The 16,082-nt window shown below is 66.0% G+C and carries 14 protein-coding genes and 1 pseudogene; 10 read left to right on the top strand and 5 right to left on the bottom strand.

Annotation, left to right across the window (positions count from 1 at the left end; translation table 11 throughout):
• Positions 1 to 52: 52 nt before the first annotated feature.
• Positions 53 to 766 carry a histidine phosphatase family protein gene (locus MSP7336_RS00625; RefSeq protein WP_069395344.1) on the bottom strand — a complete coding sequence of 238 codons (714 nt, stop codon included), beginning with the start codon at positions 764 to 766 and terminating at the stop codon, positions 53 to 55.
• 84 nt (positions 767 to 850) lie between these two features.
• On the opposite strand from MSP7336_RS00625, the gene MSP7336_RS00620 reads away from it, so the two are divergent.
• Complete coding sequence (locus MSP7336_RS00620; protein ID WP_069395343.1) at positions 851 to 1,720, top strand: MaoC family dehydratase; 870 nt, start codon at positions 851 to 853, stop codon at positions 1,718 to 1,720.
• A 24-nt stretch (positions 1,721 to 1,744) separates the two neighbouring features.
• Positions 1,745 to 1,993: a hypothetical protein gene (locus MSP7336_RS00615; RefSeq protein WP_232320980.1), complete on the top strand. Its 249-nt coding sequence runs from the start codon at positions 1,745 to 1,747 to the stop codon at positions 1,991 to 1,993.
• A gap of 5 nt (positions 1,994 to 1,998) precedes the next feature.
• Here MSP7336_RS00615 and MSP7336_RS00610 read toward each other — a convergent pair whose 3' ends face one another.
• Together MSP7336_RS00610 and otsB are read right to left on the bottom strand one after the other, a co-directional pair.
• The gene (locus MSP7336_RS00610) at positions 1,999 to 3,216 is read right to left on the bottom strand and encodes a serine hydrolase domain-containing protein (RefSeq protein WP_084226376.1); all 1,218 of its coding nucleotides are present in this window, start codon (positions 3,214 to 3,216) and stop codon (positions 1,999 to 2,001) included.
• Positions 3,217 to 3,218: 2 nt separating this feature from the next.
• Complete coding sequence (gene otsB / locus MSP7336_RS00605) at positions 3,219 to 4,340, bottom strand: trehalose-phosphatase (RefSeq protein WP_069395340.1); 1,122 nt, start codon at positions 4,338 to 4,340, stop codon at positions 3,219 to 3,221.
• Between the two features lie 119 nt (positions 4,341 to 4,459).
• Here otsB and MSP7336_RS00600 point away from each other — a divergent pair, with 119 nt between their 5' ends.
• From MSP7336_RS00600 to MSP7336_RS00585, 4 genes and pseudogenes are all read left to right on the top strand, one after another.
• A complete protein-coding gene (locus tag MSP7336_RS00600) occupies positions 4,460 to 7,741 on the top strand; it encodes an error-prone DNA polymerase (protein WP_069395339.1) in 3,282 nt (1,093 codons plus the stop codon).
• 123 nt (positions 7,742 to 7,864) lie between these two features.
• Complete coding sequence (locus MSP7336_RS00595; protein WP_069395338.1) at positions 7,865 to 8,215, top strand: hypothetical protein; 351 nt, start codon at positions 7,865 to 7,867, stop codon at positions 8,213 to 8,215.
• A gap of 58 nt (positions 8,216 to 8,273) precedes the next feature.
• Positions 8,274 to 8,891, top strand: a pseudogene (locus MSP7336_RS00590) (SDR family NAD(P)-dependent oxidoreductase); the annotation flags it as partial.
• 155 nt (positions 8,892 to 9,046) lie between these two features.
• On the top strand, positions 9,047 to 10,414 hold the full coding sequence (locus MSP7336_RS00585) for an HNH endonuclease signature motif containing protein (RefSeq protein ID WP_113962838.1): 1,368 nt from the start codon (positions 9,047 to 9,049) through the stop codon (positions 10,412 to 10,414).
• Here MSP7336_RS00585 and MSP7336_RS00580 read toward each other — a convergent pair.
• The gene (locus tag MSP7336_RS00580) at positions 10,411 to 10,821 is read right to left on the bottom strand and encodes a TIGR03667 family PPOX class F420-dependent oxidoreductase (protein ID WP_069395320.1); all 411 of its coding nucleotides are present in this window, start codon (positions 10,819 to 10,821) and stop codon (positions 10,411 to 10,413) included. The two genes, MSP7336_RS00585 and MSP7336_RS00580, sit on opposite strands and share 4 nt — an antisense overlap.
• A gap of 23 nt (positions 10,822 to 10,844) precedes the next feature.
• On the opposite strand from MSP7336_RS00580, the gene MSP7336_RS00575 reads away from it, so the two are divergent.
• A complete protein-coding gene (locus MSP7336_RS00575; RefSeq protein WP_069395319.1) occupies positions 10,845 to 11,489 on the top strand; it encodes a nitroreductase family protein in 645 nt (214 codons plus the stop codon).
• Between the two features lies 1 nt (position 11,490).
• Here the strand turns inward: MSP7336_RS00575 and MSP7336_RS00570 are convergent, their stop codons facing one another.
• Positions 11,491 to 11,943: a tRNA (cytidine(34)-2'-O)-methyltransferase gene (locus tag MSP7336_RS00570; protein ID WP_276002224.1), complete on the bottom strand. Its 453-nt coding sequence runs from the start codon at positions 11,941 to 11,943 to the stop codon at positions 11,491 to 11,493.
• A gap of 56 nt (positions 11,944 to 11,999) precedes the next feature.
• Here MSP7336_RS00570 and MSP7336_RS00565 point away from each other — a divergent pair, with 56 nt between their 5' ends.
• The 3 genes from MSP7336_RS00565 (at position 12,000) to MSP7336_RS00555 (ending at position 16,079) form a co-directional block, all read left to right on the top strand.
• Positions 12,000 to 12,611 carry a class I SAM-dependent methyltransferase gene (locus tag MSP7336_RS00565; protein ID WP_069395317.1) on the top strand — a complete coding sequence of 204 codons (612 nt, stop codon included), beginning with the start codon at positions 12,000 to 12,002 and terminating at the stop codon, positions 12,609 to 12,611.
• 235 nt (positions 12,612 to 12,846) lie between these two features.
• Positions 12,847 to 15,597, top strand: a complete 2,751-nt coding sequence (locus MSP7336_RS00560) for a sensor histidine kinase (protein ID WP_372507635.1) — start codon at positions 12,847 to 12,849, stop codon at positions 15,595 to 15,597.
• Positions 15,594 to 16,079 carry a roadblock/LC7 domain-containing protein gene (locus tag MSP7336_RS00555; protein ID WP_084226373.1) on the top strand — a complete coding sequence of 162 codons (486 nt, stop codon included), beginning with the start codon at positions 15,594 to 15,596 and terminating at the stop codon, positions 16,077 to 16,079. Before MSP7336_RS00560 ends, MSP7336_RS00555 begins: the two co-directional genes overlap by 4 nt.
• The last annotated feature ends 3 nt before the right edge of the window (positions 16,080 to 16,082 follow it).

The raw sequence follows: 16,082 nt of genomic DNA, 5'->3' as shown, positions 1-16,082 counted from the left end.
AGCCATCGTGGCGGCTTGATGCCACAGTCGTCAACACGGTGTGACGTAGTGATCAGTAGCTGAAGTCGCGGATTCCGTCCCAATCCTGCAGCGTCCAGCCGCTGGTGGGGCTTCCGGTGATGACCACGCGCCCCCCATTGGGCAGCGGATGGCTTTTCGCCAGGCTGGTCTTGGGGTTTTTCACGTTCATCAGCGTCCAGTACGCGATCGAGTTGGCGTGTGAGAACGCAATCGGCTTGGTGTTGCCGCTGTCATAAATCTTCTGCACCGCGGCGGTGAACTGGTCGTTGAACTCTTTGCCGCTGACCGATCCCGGTATGGCGTTGTGGTGGTCGCCGTTGAGCCATTGCTGGGGCGCCAGCAGATAAGTCAGCTCGGCCCGATCGGCCCGCGTGTTGTCATACCAGCCGGCGTCGATTTCCCGGAGCCCGGGCAGGATCTGAACCTGCAGGTGCAGGTCTTTGGCCAGCGGTGCGGCGGTCTCCTGGGTTCGCGCCATCGTGGAGGCGTACACGCCGTCGTAGCGGTTGCGGGCCAGTTGACGGGCCAGCTGCTCGGCCTGTGCCTGGCCTTCTTCGGTAAGACCCGGGCCGGGCACCTCGGTGTTGATCACCCCGTCGGCGTTGGACTCGGACTGGGCATGCCGGACAAAGGTCAAGGTGATGGTGCGCACGTGCGGCGAACTCGAGCAAGCGCCGGTGGATATTGTCACGACGAGCGCGACGAGTGCTGCAGCGGCCTTCCAGATCACGGTGCGATTGGGCATGGCGATAGCCTGCCTTGTCGGTGGCTTCGATGTGAAGGGTTTGCCGCGGTTAGGCGCGACGAATCTGGTTGAAAGGAGACTGGGATGGCAATCGACCCGAATGCGGTGGGCGCAACAACGAAGCCCGTGTTGTTCGAATGGACGGATCGCGACACCATGCTCTACGCGCTCGGTGTCGGCGCCGGAACCGACGACTTGTCGTTTACCACCGAAAACAGCCACGACATTCCCCAGCAGGTGTTGCCGACCTACGCGGTGATCTGCTGTCCCGCATTCGGCGCCGCCGGCAAGGTCGGAAGCTTCAACTGGGCCATGCTCCTCCACGGTTCGCAGGGCATCCGGCTGCACGCACCGCTGCCGCCCGCGGGCAAGCTCTCGGTGGTCACCGAGGTAACCGACATCCAGGACAAGGGCGAGGGCAAGAACGCCATCATCATGCTGCGCGGCCGGGGCAGCGATCCCGACAGCGGGACGTTGGTCGCCGAAACCTTCACCACGCTGGTCATCCGCGGCGCCGGTGGCTTCGGCGGGCAGCCCGGGCGGCGCCCGGCCGCACCGGAGATCCCTGACCGCGAGCCCGACGCCCGGGTTACCTTGCCCACCCGAGAGGACCAGCCGTTGATCTACCGGCTCTCCGGCGACCGCAATCCGTTACACAGCGATCCGTGGTTCGCCAGGGAAATGGCCGGCTTTCCCAAGCCGATCATGCATGGGTTGTGCACCTACGGGTTCGCGGGGCGCGCGTTGGTGGCCGAGCTCGGCGGCGGTGACGCCAGCGCCATCACCGCGATCGATGCGCGGTTCACCAAGCCGGTGTTTCCCGGCGAGACCCTGACGACCTCGATCTGGCGCACCGAACCCGGCAAAGCGGTGTTCCGCACGGAAGCTGCTGGGCCCGACGGCAGCGACGCGCGGCTGGTGCTCGAGGATGGTGCGGCGGAATACCGGACCTGATGGGGGTTTACCGAGGCCGCTAACGTGGCAGCCTCGGACATGACGTTCAAACTCACCTACAGCGACGGTCACGAGACCGAGTACGACGACAACACCAGCTGGGAAATCGAAAACGGCGTCCTCAAGTTGGGCCGCGAGTCCGGCAAGTGGACGGTATTCCTCTCGCCGAGCCATTGGGCCACATTGGAGCTCGTCGCGGCCAAGGATGGCGAGAAGCAGGAAGACGAAGACAAAGCCAAAGACCAAGACAAAGACGAAGACGAAGACGACTGAGCTCGCTACGGCGTGGGCGGTGCGTCGTCGGGAGCCAGTGCCGCGCCGATCTTTTGGAACAGCGTCTGGGCCTCGTTGCGGTAGTTGCCTTTGTCGTCAAAGGCGTCCGGCTGGTAGGTGACGACTACCGCGATCGCGATCTTGCGCGCGGGCAGGTATGCCGCCACGGCGGACTCACCGGCAAACATGGGATTTTGCAAGAGCCAATTCCCGGAGATCACGATCCCCAGCCCGTAGGTATACGCGTTGTCCTGCGCCAGACACGTGGCACAGCCCGGCAAGGCCGTGGTGCGACCGCGCAGTCCGGTCGACACCATCGTCTGGTAGGACTCGGGGGAGAGCAGTTTGCCGGAGCCGATGCCGACCGCGGTGGCCTCCATGTCGTAGATGTTGGTCGTCTGGACCGCACCGCGTGCCAGCGTCCAGGACGGATTCCAGAAGGTCGAGTCCTCGTAGAACGGCGTCCCGGCAGGGATCTTGAGGGCTTCGCGGCGCTCCGAGGTGAAGGAATGCAGCGTCGGCACCGGAATCTGCGGGGTGAACGAGTTGGCGGTGTTGATCAACGCGAGCGGTGTGAGCACCTTGTCCTGCAGCAGTTTCGCCAGCTCGACACCGGTGGCTTTCTCCAATGCCTGGCCGAGCAGCACGTAGTTGGTGTGCGAGTAGTTCCAATTCGTCCCGGGCTCGTAGAGCAACGGCTGGTTCACCGCATAGCCGAGCAATTCTTCGGGAGTCCATTGCCGGAACGGATCGGCGGTCAGCGCCGCATCGAAGTCGGCGTTTCCGATCGCGTAATCGCGGTAGCCGGACGTCATCTGGGCGAGTTGGGCCAACGTCACCCGGTTCGCGTTCGGGATGTCGGGAAGCCAAGTGGACAGCTTGTCGTCGAGGCGTACTCGCTTCTCGTCGACGAGTTTGAGCAGCAGCGTCGAGAGGTAGGAGATCGCGACCGCTCCGTTGCGGAAGAACATGCTCGTCGTCGCCGGCACACCGGTCATCGAGTCGCCGGCCGCCTGCGTGACGATTTCCTTGCCGTCCACCGTGACCCGAACGATCACCGCTCTCAGATGAGCTTGGGCCATTGTGTCCCGGACAATCTTCATCACCGCTTGGGCTTTCGCCGGATCGGCGGAGGACGGGGACGCGGGCAGATCACCGCTTGACGTACAGCCCGTCGCGAGCACGGCGAGGGTGCACAGCATCGAAGCCAGCCGCCGGAACATAGTCAACGCTGATCGTGTCCTAGCCGACGTGCCAGTTGTTCGGTGAATGCGACGACACGGTCCGGGCTGTCCAGCGCGTAGCTCGCCGCCGTGGCGCGATCACCATCGTCGTCGTGCCGTACCACGATTCCCACGCCGTCGTCGCGCACCGCATCGAAGGCATCCTCGTCGGTGATGTCGTCGCCGAGATAAATCGGGAAAAGCCGATCTTCGGCGGGGTCGCGGATGTGATCGAGCACCCAGCGCAGCGTCTTTCCCTTGTCCCAGTTGATATCCGGGCGTAGCTCGATGACCTCACGCCCGGTCGTCACCCGAAGCCCGGTGCGCCGGCCGGCGGCACGTACCGCCGCTGCGACCTCACCGACCTTGTCGCGCGCAGCGTTACGGTAGTGCACGGCGACGCCAAAGCGCTTGTGTTCTACCGCAACACCGGAGATCGTGGCAAGCTCGTCGCGTAAATCGCCGGCCGCCTGCTCCAGCACCGGGATGCTCGCCGCCGCCTGTTCGTTCTGGTGGTGTTCGCCGCGCGGCCCGGTCAGCTCGAAACCGTGACTGCCCGCATACCAGATACCGGGCAGACCGATCCGCTGCCGCACATCGGCGAGGTCGCGGCCGGACAGTATCGCCACCGGGCAGCGCGCCGTCAACGCCGTCAGGGCGTCGGCGGCGCCGGGGGCCAGCCGCGCGGCGTCGGGGTCGTTGACGATCTCGGAAAGTGTTCCGTCGAAGTCGTAGAACACCGCGAGGTGCTGCGCGGCCACCTGGTCGAGGACATCCAGGGCGTCGGGCAGTTGCGACATCCGTCGGTCACCGCGGCGCACCTGGATGTCACCCTGATCGGAGACGACGGCGTCCGCGCCGTGCCCGCTTGCACGGAGCCCGATCACCAGTGCAAACCCGGCGGCCCGGGCGGCAGCGATCCCGTCCGCTGTCGTCGTCACCACGGCGCACCGGCCCGGCAGCGCTGACAGCCGGCGGGCCGTCTCGACGAGGGTGGTGCTGTTGGCCGGGGCGGTGCGCACACCGGCATCGCGAAGCTGTGCCAGCAGCGTGGCCTCGGTCGCGGAGGAGCCCAGGTCGAACAGCACGGCGTCATGGCGGCGCGGGTCGATCGTGACCGCCAATGCTTCGCCCCTATCGTCCCTGTCGTCGTTGCGTCGCCTTAGCCTAGAGAGACGGTCGGCCAAGTGCGCCCGGTGGCCCGGCTATCGTTATTCGAACATATTTTCGATAGAGTAGCCGGGTGGGCTGGAGTAACGGGCCGCCGAGCTGGTCGGAGATGGAGCGGGTGCTCAATGGCAAACCCCGCCGCGCCAGCACGGTTGATGTACCTCCAGAAGACGGTCCCCGGTCACGCCGGCGTGGCAAGTATCAGCCGCCGAGCAACAGCCGGGCGGTGCGTTCATCGGTCGCCTACGCCGAGTTGCATGCGCATTCGGCGTACAGCTTCCTCGACGGGGCCAGCACCCCGGAAGAGTTGGTCGAGGAGGCGGCGCGGCTGGATCTGCGCGCCATCGCATTGACCGACCACAACGGCCTGTACGGGGCGGTGCGGTTCGCCGAAGCCGCCGCGGAACTGGACATGGCCACCGTGTTCGGCGCCGAGCTGTCGTTGGGGCCCGGTGCCCGCACCGACCAGCCGGATCCGCCCGGCCCGCACCTGCTGGTGCTGGCCCGTGGGGCGGAAGGGTATCGACGGTTGTCTCGGCAGCTGGCCGCAGCACATCTGGCCGGCGGAGAGAAGGGCAAGCCACGCTTCGACTTCGACGCGCTGAGCGACGCGGCCGGTGGGCACTGGCAGATTCTGACCGGGTGCCGTAAAGGCCATGTCCGCCAGGCGCTTTCCGACGGCGGACCGGAAGCGGCCGCGGCGGCGTTGGCCGATCTGGTGGATCGATTCGGGGCCGACCGGGTCAGTATTGAATTGACCCATCATGGCCAGCCTGTTGACGACGAACGCAACGCCGAATTAGCTGGGTTGGCAAGGCGATTCGGGATCGACGTGGTGGCCACTACCGGCGCGCATTTCGCCGCGCCGCCGCGTGCCCGGCTGGCCATGGCGATGGGTGCGATACGGGCCCGGCAGTCCCTGGACGAGGCCGCCGGATGGCTGGCGCCGCTGGGTGGTTCCCATTTGCGGTCCGGTGAGGAGATGGCCCGGCTGTTCGCGTGGTGTCCTGAGGCGATCACCGCTGCCGCCGAACTCGGCGAGCAGTGCGCATTCGGGCTACAGCTGATCGCCCCGCAGCTGCCGCCGTTCGACGTGCCGCACGGGCATACCGAAGACAGCTGGCTGCGCGAGCTGACCCTCACTGGCGCCCGGGACCGCTACGGCACGCCCGATCAGGCGCCAAAAGCCTACGCGCAAATCGAACATGAGCTGAACGTCATTGAGCAACTGAGATTTCCGGGTTATTTCCTGGTCGTGTACGACATCACCCGGTTCTGCCGCCAGAACAACATCCTGTGCCAGGGCCGGGGATCGGCAGCCAACTCGGCGGTCTGTTATGCCCTCGGGGTCACCGCGGTCGATCCGGTGGCCAACGAGCTGCTGTTCGAGCGTTTCCTGTCGCCGGTGCGCGACGGTCCGCCCGACATCGACATCGACATCGAGTCGGATCAGCGGGAAAAGGTCATCCAGTACGTCTACGACAAATACGGTCGCGACTACGCCGCGCAAGTCGCCAACGTCATCACCTATCGGAGCCGGATCGCGGTGCGCGACATGGCCCGTGCCCTGGGCTTCTCGCAAGGTCAGCAAGACGCCTGGAGCAAGCAGATCAGCAGCTGGAACGGGGCGGCCGATTCGCCCGACGTGGAGGGCATCCCCGAGCAGGTGATCGACCTGGCCACCCAGATCGCCAACCTGCCGCGACACCTGGGCATCCATTCCGGCGGAATGGTGATCTGCGATCGTCCTATCGCCGATGTGTGCCCGGTGGAGTGGGCCCGCATGGAGAACCGCAGCGTGTTGCAGTGGGACAAAGATGACTGTGCGGCAATCGGTTTGGTGAAGTTTGATCTGCTCGGGCTGGGCATGCTCTCGGCGCTGCACTATGCGATCGACCTGGTGGCCGAACACAAGGGCATCGAGGTGGACCTGGCCAAACTGGATCTGTCCGAGCCGGCGGTGTACGAGATGTTGCAGCGCGCCGATTCCGTCGGCGTCTTCCAGGTGGAGTCCCGGGCGCAGATGGCCACCTTGCCGAGACTCAAGCCGCGGGAGTTCTACGACCTGGTGGTCGAGGTCGCGCTCATCCGCCCCGGACCCATCCAGGGCGGCTCGGTGCATCCCTACATCCGGCGGCGCAACAAGATCGACCCGGTGAGTTACGACCACCCGTCGATGGAGCGAGCACTGCGAAAGACATTGGGAGTGCCGTTGTTTCAGGAACAGCTGATGCAGATCGCGGTCGACTGCGCCGGATTTTCCGCCGCTGAAGCCGACCAGCTGCGTCGCGCTGTGGGGTCCAAGCGCTCGGCCGAACGGATGCAACGGCTGCGCGGCCGGTTCTACGACGGCATGCGCAAGCTGCATGGCGCCCCCGACGAAGTGATCGACCGGGTGTACGCAAAGCTGGAAGCCTTCGCCAATTTCGGTTTCCCGGAAAGCCATGCACTGAGTTTCGCGTCGCTGGTGTTCTACTCGTCGTGGTTCAAGCTGCACCACCCCGCCGCGTTCTGCGCCGCGCTGCTGCGCGCTCAGCCGATGGGCTTCTACTCGCCGCAGTCGCTGGTGGCCGATGCCCGCCGGCACGGCGTCGTCGTGCATGGCCCTGACGTCAACGCCAGCCTCACACACGCCACGCTCGAGAACGCCGGCACCGAGGTGCGGCTCGGCCTGGGCAGCGTCCGTCATATTGGCGAGGACTTGGCTGAAAAACTGGTTGAAGAGCGAAAAGCCAACGGGCCGTTTACAACTCTCTTGGACTTGACGTCGCGGGTTCAGTTGAGCGTGCCGCAGACCGAGGCATTGGCAACCGCCGGGGCGCTGGCCTGCTTCGGAATGTCACGACGGGAGGCGTTGTGGGCGGCCGGAGCGGCGGCGACGGCGCGACCCGACCGGTTGCCGGGGGTGGGCTCGTCGTCGCACATTCCGGTGTTGCCGGGGATGAGCGATCTGGAGCTGGCAGCCGCCGATGTGTGGTCCACCGGCATCTCCCCGGACAGCTACCCGACCCAGTTCCTGCGGGCGGACCTGGACGCCATGGGAGTGGTGCCCGCCGAGAAGCTGCTGAGCGTGCCCGACGGCGACCGGGTGCTGATCGCCGGGGCGGTGACGCATCGGCAGCGGCCGGGGACGGCGCAGGGCGTGACGTTTCTCAACCTCGAGGACGAAACCGGGATGGTCAACGTGCTGTGCACACCCGCGGTGTGGGCGCGCCATCGCAAGCTGGCACAGACGGCGTCGGCGCTACTGATCCGCGGGCAGGTTCAAAACGCCAGTGGCGCAGTCACTGTCATGGCCGAGCGATTGGGCAAGCTCACGTTGCAAGTCGGATCCAAATCCCGCGACTTCCGCTAGGAATCCGAAGTGGCTGCTCTTGATCAGAAGGAACGGACTTGAGGCTGCCCACAGAAAGGTTCGTCCGCCCACGTATCATGACCGCGGCTCAGTCACGCTGGTTCAATGAACTTAGGGGTCGGAATGAAGCTCACGCTTGCTCGTCATGGTGCCGCAGTACTGGGTTGTGCTGCGGCGCTTGTTCTTTCTCCTGCGGTTGCCATCGCTGATCCGCCCGACCCGCACATGCCGGACATGACGAAAGGCTTCTGCCCGGGTGGTCGCTGGGGTTACGGCAATTTGGCTGTGTGCGACGGCGAAAAGTACCCCGACGGCTCGTTCTGGCACCAGTGGATGAAAACCTGGATGACCGGCCCCCAGTTCTACTACGACTGCGTCAGCGGCGACGAACCGCTCCCGGGGCCGCCGCCGCCCGGAGGCTGCGACGGGGCAATTCCAGCGGACCAGCCACCCCCGCCCCCGCCCGCACCCTGACCAGCCCGTCGGGGTCCATCCCAACCGGGCACGCGAGAAGGAGAAGAAGTGCCGGAAAAGGTGTGGTTCATCACTGGAGCGTCTCGCGGGTAACGCCGGCCGCGGTCTGCTCGGCGCGGTGGAAGAGGCTTCGGACACTTCGATTCGAAGCGTGTACGAGGTCAACGTATTCGGTACTTTGAACGTTTTGCGAGCCGTGCTTCCTGTCATGCGCCGTCAGCGTGCCGGCCATGTGATCAACATCAGCTCGGTGGGTGGACTGCTCGGCTCGGCCGGCTGGGGCATCTACAACTCGACTAAGTTTGCCGTGGAAGGGTTTAGCGAGGCACTGGCCAAAGAGCTTAAGCCACTGGGGATTTCGGTCACTGTTGTCGAGCCCGGCTACTTCCGCACCGATTTTCTCGACGGGTCCAGTCTGGGGACCGAGGAAACCGTGATCCCCGACTACGAATCCACTGCCGGGGCCATGCGTGCCCGCGCGCTCGACGTGAACCACGCTCAGCCCGGCGACCCGGTGAAGGCAGCAGCGGCCATCGTCGACATCGCTTCGGTGGCCGAGCCGCCACTGCACCTGCTGTTGGGCACGGACTGCGTCGAGGCGGTCGAAGAGAAGACCAAGCAGCTCATCGCCGACATCGAGGCGTGGCGAACCGTGTCGACATCCACCGACCACTAGCGCAAGCCGCGCACTATAGCGCGGTGCACTGACAGATTCTGAGTCCCTGACACGGCGGACGGCCGGTTATCCACAGTTGGGTTTTCATGCACAGGTGGGTTTTGGGGCGGTCTGCCGGTTGCTGATTCGTCGGTGCTGCTTTTTAGCGTCGGGGCATGGGTTCAGCACTGAGCGCGCAGCAGGCCAAAGACCGGATCGGTGCTGCTCTGGATGCCATCGATGCTGCGCATGAGGTGTTGCGTGCGACGGCATCGGACATGGTGGGCAACAGTTTTCGGGTCGATGTCGCCGAGCGGCTGGAAACTCAGGAGCGCACCAACCGCGGGCTGATGTATCGGTTTTTCGGCGAGATCGCCGACCCGCCCGACGAGATCGACTCCAGCGCGCAGGTGCGCTCGGCGCTGTGGCGGCGGCTGCGCATCACCCCGCGCGAGATCACTCGCCGGTTCAAGCTGGCCGCGCGCATCTGCCCGCGCCGCTCGCTGGCCGGCCCCACCCTGCCTGCCCAGCTGCCCGAGTTGGCTACAGCGGTCGAGTCCGGCGCACTCGGCGAGGATCACATTCGCGCCGTGTGCCGCTCGCTTGACGTGCTGCCGGCCGCGGTGGCGCCGCCCGATGTCGCCTTGGCGGAGCGCAAACTGGTCGCCGAAGCCACCAGGTCCGACGCCGGGATCGTCACCCGGGTCGGTGAGCGCATCGCCGACTATCTCAATCCCGACGGCACCTTCACCGATGAGGATCGGGCCCGTCGCCGCGCATTGCACCTGGGCCCCCAAGGGCCCGACGGCATGTCGCGGCTGACCGGGCTGCTCGACCCCGAGGCACGGGCCTACTTCGAAGCCATCGACGCCGCCGTGCGCCCTGGCCGCCACCAGCCTGACGGCACCGACCCCACCGCGCGCGATGAGCGCAGCCCCGCCCAACGCTGCCACGACGCGTTCAAACTCGCCCTGCATAGCGCCCTGGGATCCGGCAAGCTGGGCACGCACCGCGGCCACCCGGTCACCGTGGTCGTCACCACCACCTTGGCCGAACTCGACCGCGCCGCCCGCGCCGCTGCCGATCCCGCCATCGGCATGCCCCCACCGGTGCGCACCGGCGGGGGCTCACGGCTGCCGATGCGAGATCTGATCCGCATGGCCGCCACCGGCATCCACTATCTGGCGGTCTTCGACGACCACCTCAAACGGCCGCTGTACCTGGGCCGGCAAAAACGCATCGCCACCGCCGACCAACGACTGATCTGCTACGCCCGCGATCGCGGCTGCACCCGCCCCAACTGCCTAGTCCCCGGATACCGCTGCGAAGTCCACCACTCACCGGACTGGGCCCACGGCGGACGCACCGACGCCGACAAACTGCACTTCACCTGCGGCGGCGACCACGGTATGACCAGCCGCGGCGAGTTGCACACCGTGGTCATGGACAACGGGCGACTCGGCTGGACCGACGGCACCGGCCCCCCACAAACCAACCACGCCCACCACCCCGACGAACTCCTACGCGAAGAACCCGACCCCTAGGCCGTCGGCGTCGTCCATACCTTGTCGATGCTGATCTTCAGCCGGGTGCTGTAGCTGGCGATCGCTTCGGTGAGACCGAACCGTTCGGCGTCCTCGCGGTATTTCCTCCAGTACGGCTCGTCGTCACGGCCGTCCACGTTCGTCGCGTCCACCCGTGCGGTGCCGCCGACGACGATGATGCCGCCGCCATTGCCGTCGGAATCCAGATTCAGGCTGACGAGCGGACGCGCTTTGATGTGCGCGACCTTAGCCGCCTGCGGCATGGAATACACCGACAACTCGCTGCCGTCGAAGTAGAACCACACCAGACGGGGCACGGGAAGTCCGGATTTCGCCACGGTGGTAAGCCACGCGTAATGGTCGGACGTGAGCCTGCTGGAAACTTCTTGTGTCAGTTCGACGCTCATGGAGTCGAATGTAGTCTGCGCACATGACTCTGAATTTGTCCGTCGACGAAGTCCTCACCACCACCCGATCCGTTCGTAAACGCCTCGATCTCGAAAAACCCGTCGGCCGTGACGTGTTGATGGAATGCCTCGAGCTGGCGTTGCAAGCGCCCACGGGGTCCAATTCCCAAGGCTGGCAATGGGTGTTCGTCGAGGACGCCGACAAGAAGAAGGCACTCGCCGACATCTATTACGGCAACGCCAAGCCCTACCTCGATTCGGCCGCAACCGAGTACCCCGAAGGCGACATCCGCGGTGAGCGGATGCCGTCCGTCCGTAATTCGGCGATGTATCTCGCCGAGCACATGCACGAGGTTCCGGTGTTGATGATTCCGTGCCTCGAAGGCCGGGCGGAGAAACAACCGATGGGCGGGGTGTCGTTCTGGGCGTCGCTTTTCCCGGCGGTCTGGAGCTTTTGCCTGGCACTGCGGTCGCGGGGGCTCGGCTCGTGCTGGACCACGCTGCACCTGTTGCGCGACGGCGAAAAGCAAGCCGCCGAAGTACTGGGAATTCCGTACGAGGAGTACAGCCAGGGTGGGCTATTCCCGATCGCCTACACCAAGGGCACTGACTTCAAGCCCGCCAAGCGGCTGCCCGCCGAACAGCTGACCCACTGGAACAGCTGGTGATCTAGACCGCTCCGCGGAACCCGTGCTGCCGCCATGCCTCATATACGGCGATCGCGGCGGCGTTGGACAAATTCAGCGACCGCCGCCCCGCCAACATGGGAATGCGGACCTGCTTGGTGATGTGCGGGTCTGCCAGTACCTGCGCGTCCAGGCCGGATGGCTCCGGGCCGAACATCAACACGTCGCCGGCCTGATAGGCCACCTCGGTGAACACCGTCGTGGCGTGGGCCGTGAATGCGAAGATCCGCCGCGGTCCCAGCGCTGCCCACGCATCGTCCAGCGACACGTGGACGGTGACCGATGCCAGGTCGTGGTAGTCCAACCCGGCCCGGCGCAGTTTGGGTTCGGACAGGTCGAAGCCCAGCGGTTCCACCAGGTGCAGTTCGGCGCCGGTGGCCGCCGCGGTCCGGATCGCATTGCCCGTGTTGGGAGCGATGCGCGGTGAGTAGAACATCACCTTGAACACAACACGTCATCCTGCCCGGCGTCCTCGGTCGCGATAATGGGCGGATGGTCGAGCAGAGCCTGTGGATGAAGAAAGTGGCGGCTGATCCCGGGCATTCGCACTGGTACATCGAACGCTTCCGCTCCATGGCGCGCGCCGGCGACGATTTGGCCGGCGAGGCTCGCCTCGTCGACGCGATTGCGCCCCGGCATGCGCGGATCCTCGACGCCGGCTGCGGGCCCGGCCGGCTGGGCGGGTACCTGACCGCAGCAGGCCACCAGGTGGTCGGTGTCGACGTCGACCCGGCGCTCATCGAGGCGGCCGAACAGGATCATCCAGGGCCGCGCTGGCTCGTCGGCGACCTCGCTGAGCTGGACTTGCCCGCCCGCGGCATCGCCGAACCGTTCGACGTCATCGTGTCCGCCGGCAATGTGATGACATTCCTCGCCCCGAGTACCCGCGTCCAGGTGCTGTGTCGGCTGCGTGCTCACCTGGCTGCCGACGGTCGCGCGGTGATCGGCTTCGGCGCCGATCGTGGATACGCGTTCGAGCAGTTCTTAACCGACGCAGCCGACGCCGGTTTCGTGCCGGATCTGCTGCTGTCGACGTGGGATCTGCGGCCGTTCACCGATAACTCGAATTTCCTTGTCGCGCTTCTCCGGCCAGCTGCGACTTAAACCACAGCGGTGATCGGTGCGGTTGTCCGCCGCCAGTTTGCTCAGCTATCCTGTCGCCCGTCCGGAAGGTATCCGGCGAACTCTGTCTGTTCAGTAAGAATTGTGGTCAGCGTGACAGCAGGCTGTCATACTCGTCGAATTGCCAGGCGTGTACCGCTCGTCCGTCTCCAATCGGGGGCGGGTGCAATCAGCAGGAAGTCTCATGAACGACGCGCTAAACCACGGCCGCGGTTCGGTGACCATGTTCGCCGACCCGACCGACGTGGACAAGCCGGCTAACTCAGACACTGCGGACTTCGCGGCGGCGAAACGCCCGCCGACATGGTCACTGCGCAACTGGCCGGTCCGTTGGAAAGTTGTCGCAATCGTGGTGGTGCCGCTGGTACTGGCCATGGTGTTCGGTGGATTACGAATCTACGGCGCACTCAGCGACGCCAAGAACCTCCGGCTCGCGGCCGACCGTGCCGAAGTTGTTCCGGCAATCAGCAAATACATGTCCGCGCTCGATGTGGCGTTGCTGGCTGCGTCGAATGGCGGCGATGTCGAGGGCGCGAAGAAGAACTACAAGGCGCGCAAATCCGAGCTGCAGGCCCGGCTGGCGGATACCGATGTGGCCGATGACGTTCGGGTCGGTGTTGAGAACCTGCTGAATGGCGGACAGGGTCTGCTGGCCAAGGTTTCGTCGAACAGCATCGGTTTGCGCGACCGGGTGACCAGTTATGCGCCGATCCTGCTGACCGCCGAGAACGCTATCGACGGATCGGTGCGCGTCGACAACGAAAAGATTCGGGCCGCCGCCCAAGGGCTGAGCCGGGCCATCGGGGCCCGCGGCCAGATGATGATGCAGCAGCTGCTGGCCACCCGTGGCGGGGATCTGCCCGAGCCGGAGTTGCGCACCTCGATGATCACGTTGGCCGGTACCGAGCCCTCGACGCTGTTCGGAATGGCCGAAGTGCTCGGCGTCGGCTCGCCGGAAGCCAAGAACCTGCAACAGCAGATGGTGACCCGGATGGCGATCATGTCGGATCCGGCCAGCCGGCTGGTCAACAATCCCGCGCTGCTGCGCTCGATACAGACCACCGACGCGATCGCCTCGCAGGTGATCAAGGACACCAGCTCGGCGGTGACCAAAGCGGTGGAGGACCGCGCCAGCGATCGGCGTCAGGAAGCCATCCGCGACACCGTCGTCGTGCTGGCGGCCATCGTGGCCGCACTGGTCATCGTGCTGTTGGTGGCGCGCTCGCTGATCGAACCGCTTCGGGTGCTGCGCGACGGCGCGTTGAAGGTCGCCCACGAAGACCTCGAGCGTGAGATCGCCCGGGTCCGGGCCGGTGACGAGCGGATGCCCGTGCCGTTGCCGGTCTACACCACCGAGGAGATCGGCCAGGTCGCACACGCGGTCGACGAACTGCACACCCAGGCGCTGTTGTTGGCCGGCGACGAGACCCGGCTGCGGCTGCTGGTCAACGACATGTTCGAGACCATGTCGCGGCGCAACCGGTCGCTGGTCGACCAGCAGCTCTCGCTGATCGACCGGCTGGAGCGCAACGAAGACGACCCAGAACGGCTCGACAGCCTGTTCCGGCTCGACCACCTTGCCGCCCGGATGCGCCGCAACGGCGCCAACCTGCTTGTCCTGGCCGGCGCGCAGCTCTCCCGGGGAGACCAGCGCGGGCCGCAGCCGCTGGCGACCCTGATCAATGCCGCGACCTCTGAGGTCGAGGACTACCGCCGCGTCGAGATCATGGGCGTGTCCGACAGCACGATCACCGGCGCCGCCACAGCAGACGTCATCCACATGCTTGCCGAGTTGATCGACAACGCGCTGCGCTATTCGCCGCCCACATCGGCGGTCCACGTCTCCGCCCAGCGGCGCAACGACGGGGGAGTCCACCTGGAGATCGTCGACGCCGGCCTCGGCATGACCGACGGCGACCGGCGAATCGCCAACATGAGGCTGCGTTCTGGTGGCGAGGTCACCCCGGACAACGCCCGCCACATGGGGTTGTTCGTGGTCGGGCGGCTGGCGGACCGGCACGGGATCCGGGTGCGGCTGCGCCGCACAGCGCGCGACGGACGTCGTTCGGGCACGACGGCCGAGGTGTATCTGCCGCCGTCGCTGCTGGTCGGCTTTGAAACGGACCGGGCAACCGACGGGGCAAGCCGCCCCGCCGCGCCGCCCGCACCGGCTGCCCGGCGCACGCCGAATGTCCAAGAAGCGATCGCCGCAGCCGACTACGCGGATTCCGCCGACTCCACCGTCAGGCCCGAAACCCAGGACCGCAACGGGTCGCACCCGGTCACGCAGCTGCCACGGCGCACGCCCGGTTCCAGTGGCATCACCGGCGGTGCCGCCGCGCCGTCCCCGTGGCTGAATAACGAGTCGACTCCGGAACCACCTGCAGCTCAACCGGTTTCGGCTTTCTTCACACAACGAGCGCCGGTCGCCCCGGAGCCGGAGTCGATGTCCGCCACCGATTCACAGCAGCAGGACGATGATGATTGGCCCGCCGATGCCGCCGTGCCGCCGGACGAGACGGCCGCGAGCGACGATTTGATCTATCAACGGATGCTTTCCGAGTGGCTGGTTGACCCGCACGAGTTGGCCCGCAGCCCCGACCTGGACTGGAAGTCGGTGTGGGATCACGGCTGGACGGCGGCCGCCGAGGTCGACAATGTGCCCATTTCCGCACACACCGACCAGGGTCTTCCGGTGCGCGAGCCGGGCGCGCGGCTGGTGCCCGGCGGGGCCGGGCCGGAGGCGACCGGTGACGGCGGGGAGCGCGACCGCACCAACGGGGTCGCGCACCACGGGACCGACTCGGACAACGGCGTAGCATCGAACGGCGGATTTCAGCCTGGACGCCATGCCGCGCCGGCACGTGACCCTGAGGCTATCCGGGCGTCCATCAGCAGCCACTTCGGCGGCGTCCGGGCCGGACGGTCCCATGCCCGCGAGAACAATCGAGGATCCGATCAAGAATGAGCCGTTCTTTTTCTGACGCGCCCGGCACTTCATCTGACAACTCGCTCGACTGGCTGGTCTCCAACTTCGCCCGTGAGGTGCCCGGGGTGTCGCATGCGGTGCTGGTGTCCGTCGATGGGCTTCTGATGGCCGCCAGTGAGCACCTGCCGCCCGACCGGGCGGACCAGTTGGCTGCGGTGTCGTCGGGGTTGGCCAGTTTGGCGACCGGTGCCGCGCAGCTCTTCGACGGCGGGCAGGTGCTGCAGTCGGTGGTGGAGATGCAAAACGGCTACCTGTTGCTGATGCGCGTCGGCGACGGCTCACATTTGGCGACGCTGGCCGCGACGTCGTGTGACATCGGCCAGATCGGTTACGAGATGGCCGTGCTTGTCGAGCGGGTGGGCGCTGTCGTGCAGTCGTCCCGGCGCGCCGCGTCTGATCACCCGGCTTCTCCTCATCGCGCTGTGCGCTCTGCATCGTCGCCGAGCGGGCAGCATTCGTGAGCT

Source organism: Mycobacterium shimoidei (assembly GCF_900417275.1).
In the GTDB taxonomy this organism is placed as follows: domain Bacteria; phylum Actinomycetota; class Actinomycetes; order Mycobacteriales; family Mycobacteriaceae; genus Mycobacterium; species Mycobacterium shimoidei.
Note: the sequence above shows the minus strand (reverse complement) of the source record. Positions and strands in the feature narration are given on the sequence as shown.

Coding starts and splice junctions, on each gene's coding strand:
- MSP7336_RS00625 (WP_069395344.1), bottom strand. CDS start 766: ATGCCCAATCGCACCGTGATCTGGAAGGCCGCTGCAGCACTCGTCGCG.
- MSP7336_RS00620 (WP_069395343.1), top strand. CDS start 851: ATGGCAATCGACCCGAATGCGGTGGGCGCAACAACGAAGCCCGTGTTG.
- MSP7336_RS00610 (WP_084226376.1), bottom strand. CDS start 3,216: ATGTTCCGGCGGCTGGCTTCGATGCTGTGCACCCTCGCCGTGCTCGCG.
- MSP7336_RS00595 (WP_069395338.1), top strand. CDS start 7,865: ATGAAGCTCACGCTTGCTCGTCATGGTGCCGCAGTACTGGGTTGTGCT.
- MSP7336_RS00585 (WP_113962838.1), top strand. CDS start 9,047: ATGGGTTCAGCACTGAGCGCGCAGCAGGCCAAAGACCGGATCGGTGCT.
- MSP7336_RS00580 (WP_069395320.1), bottom strand. CDS start 10,821: ATGAGCGTCGAACTGACACAAGAAGTTTCCAGCAGGCTCACGTCCGAC.
- MSP7336_RS00575 (WP_069395319.1), top strand. CDS start 10,845: ATGACTCTGAATTTGTCCGTCGACGAAGTCCTCACCACCACCCGATCC.
- MSP7336_RS00570 (WP_276002224.1), bottom strand. CDS start 11,943: ATGTTCTACTCACCGCGCATCGCTCCCAACACGGGCAATGCGATCCGG.
- MSP7336_RS00565 (WP_069395317.1), top strand. CDS start 12,000: ATGGTCGAGCAGAGCCTGTGGATGAAGAAAGTGGCGGCTGATCCCGGG.
- MSP7336_RS00555 (WP_084226373.1), top strand. CDS start 15,594: ATGAGCCGTTCTTTTTCTGACGCGCCCGGCACTTCATCTGACAACTCG.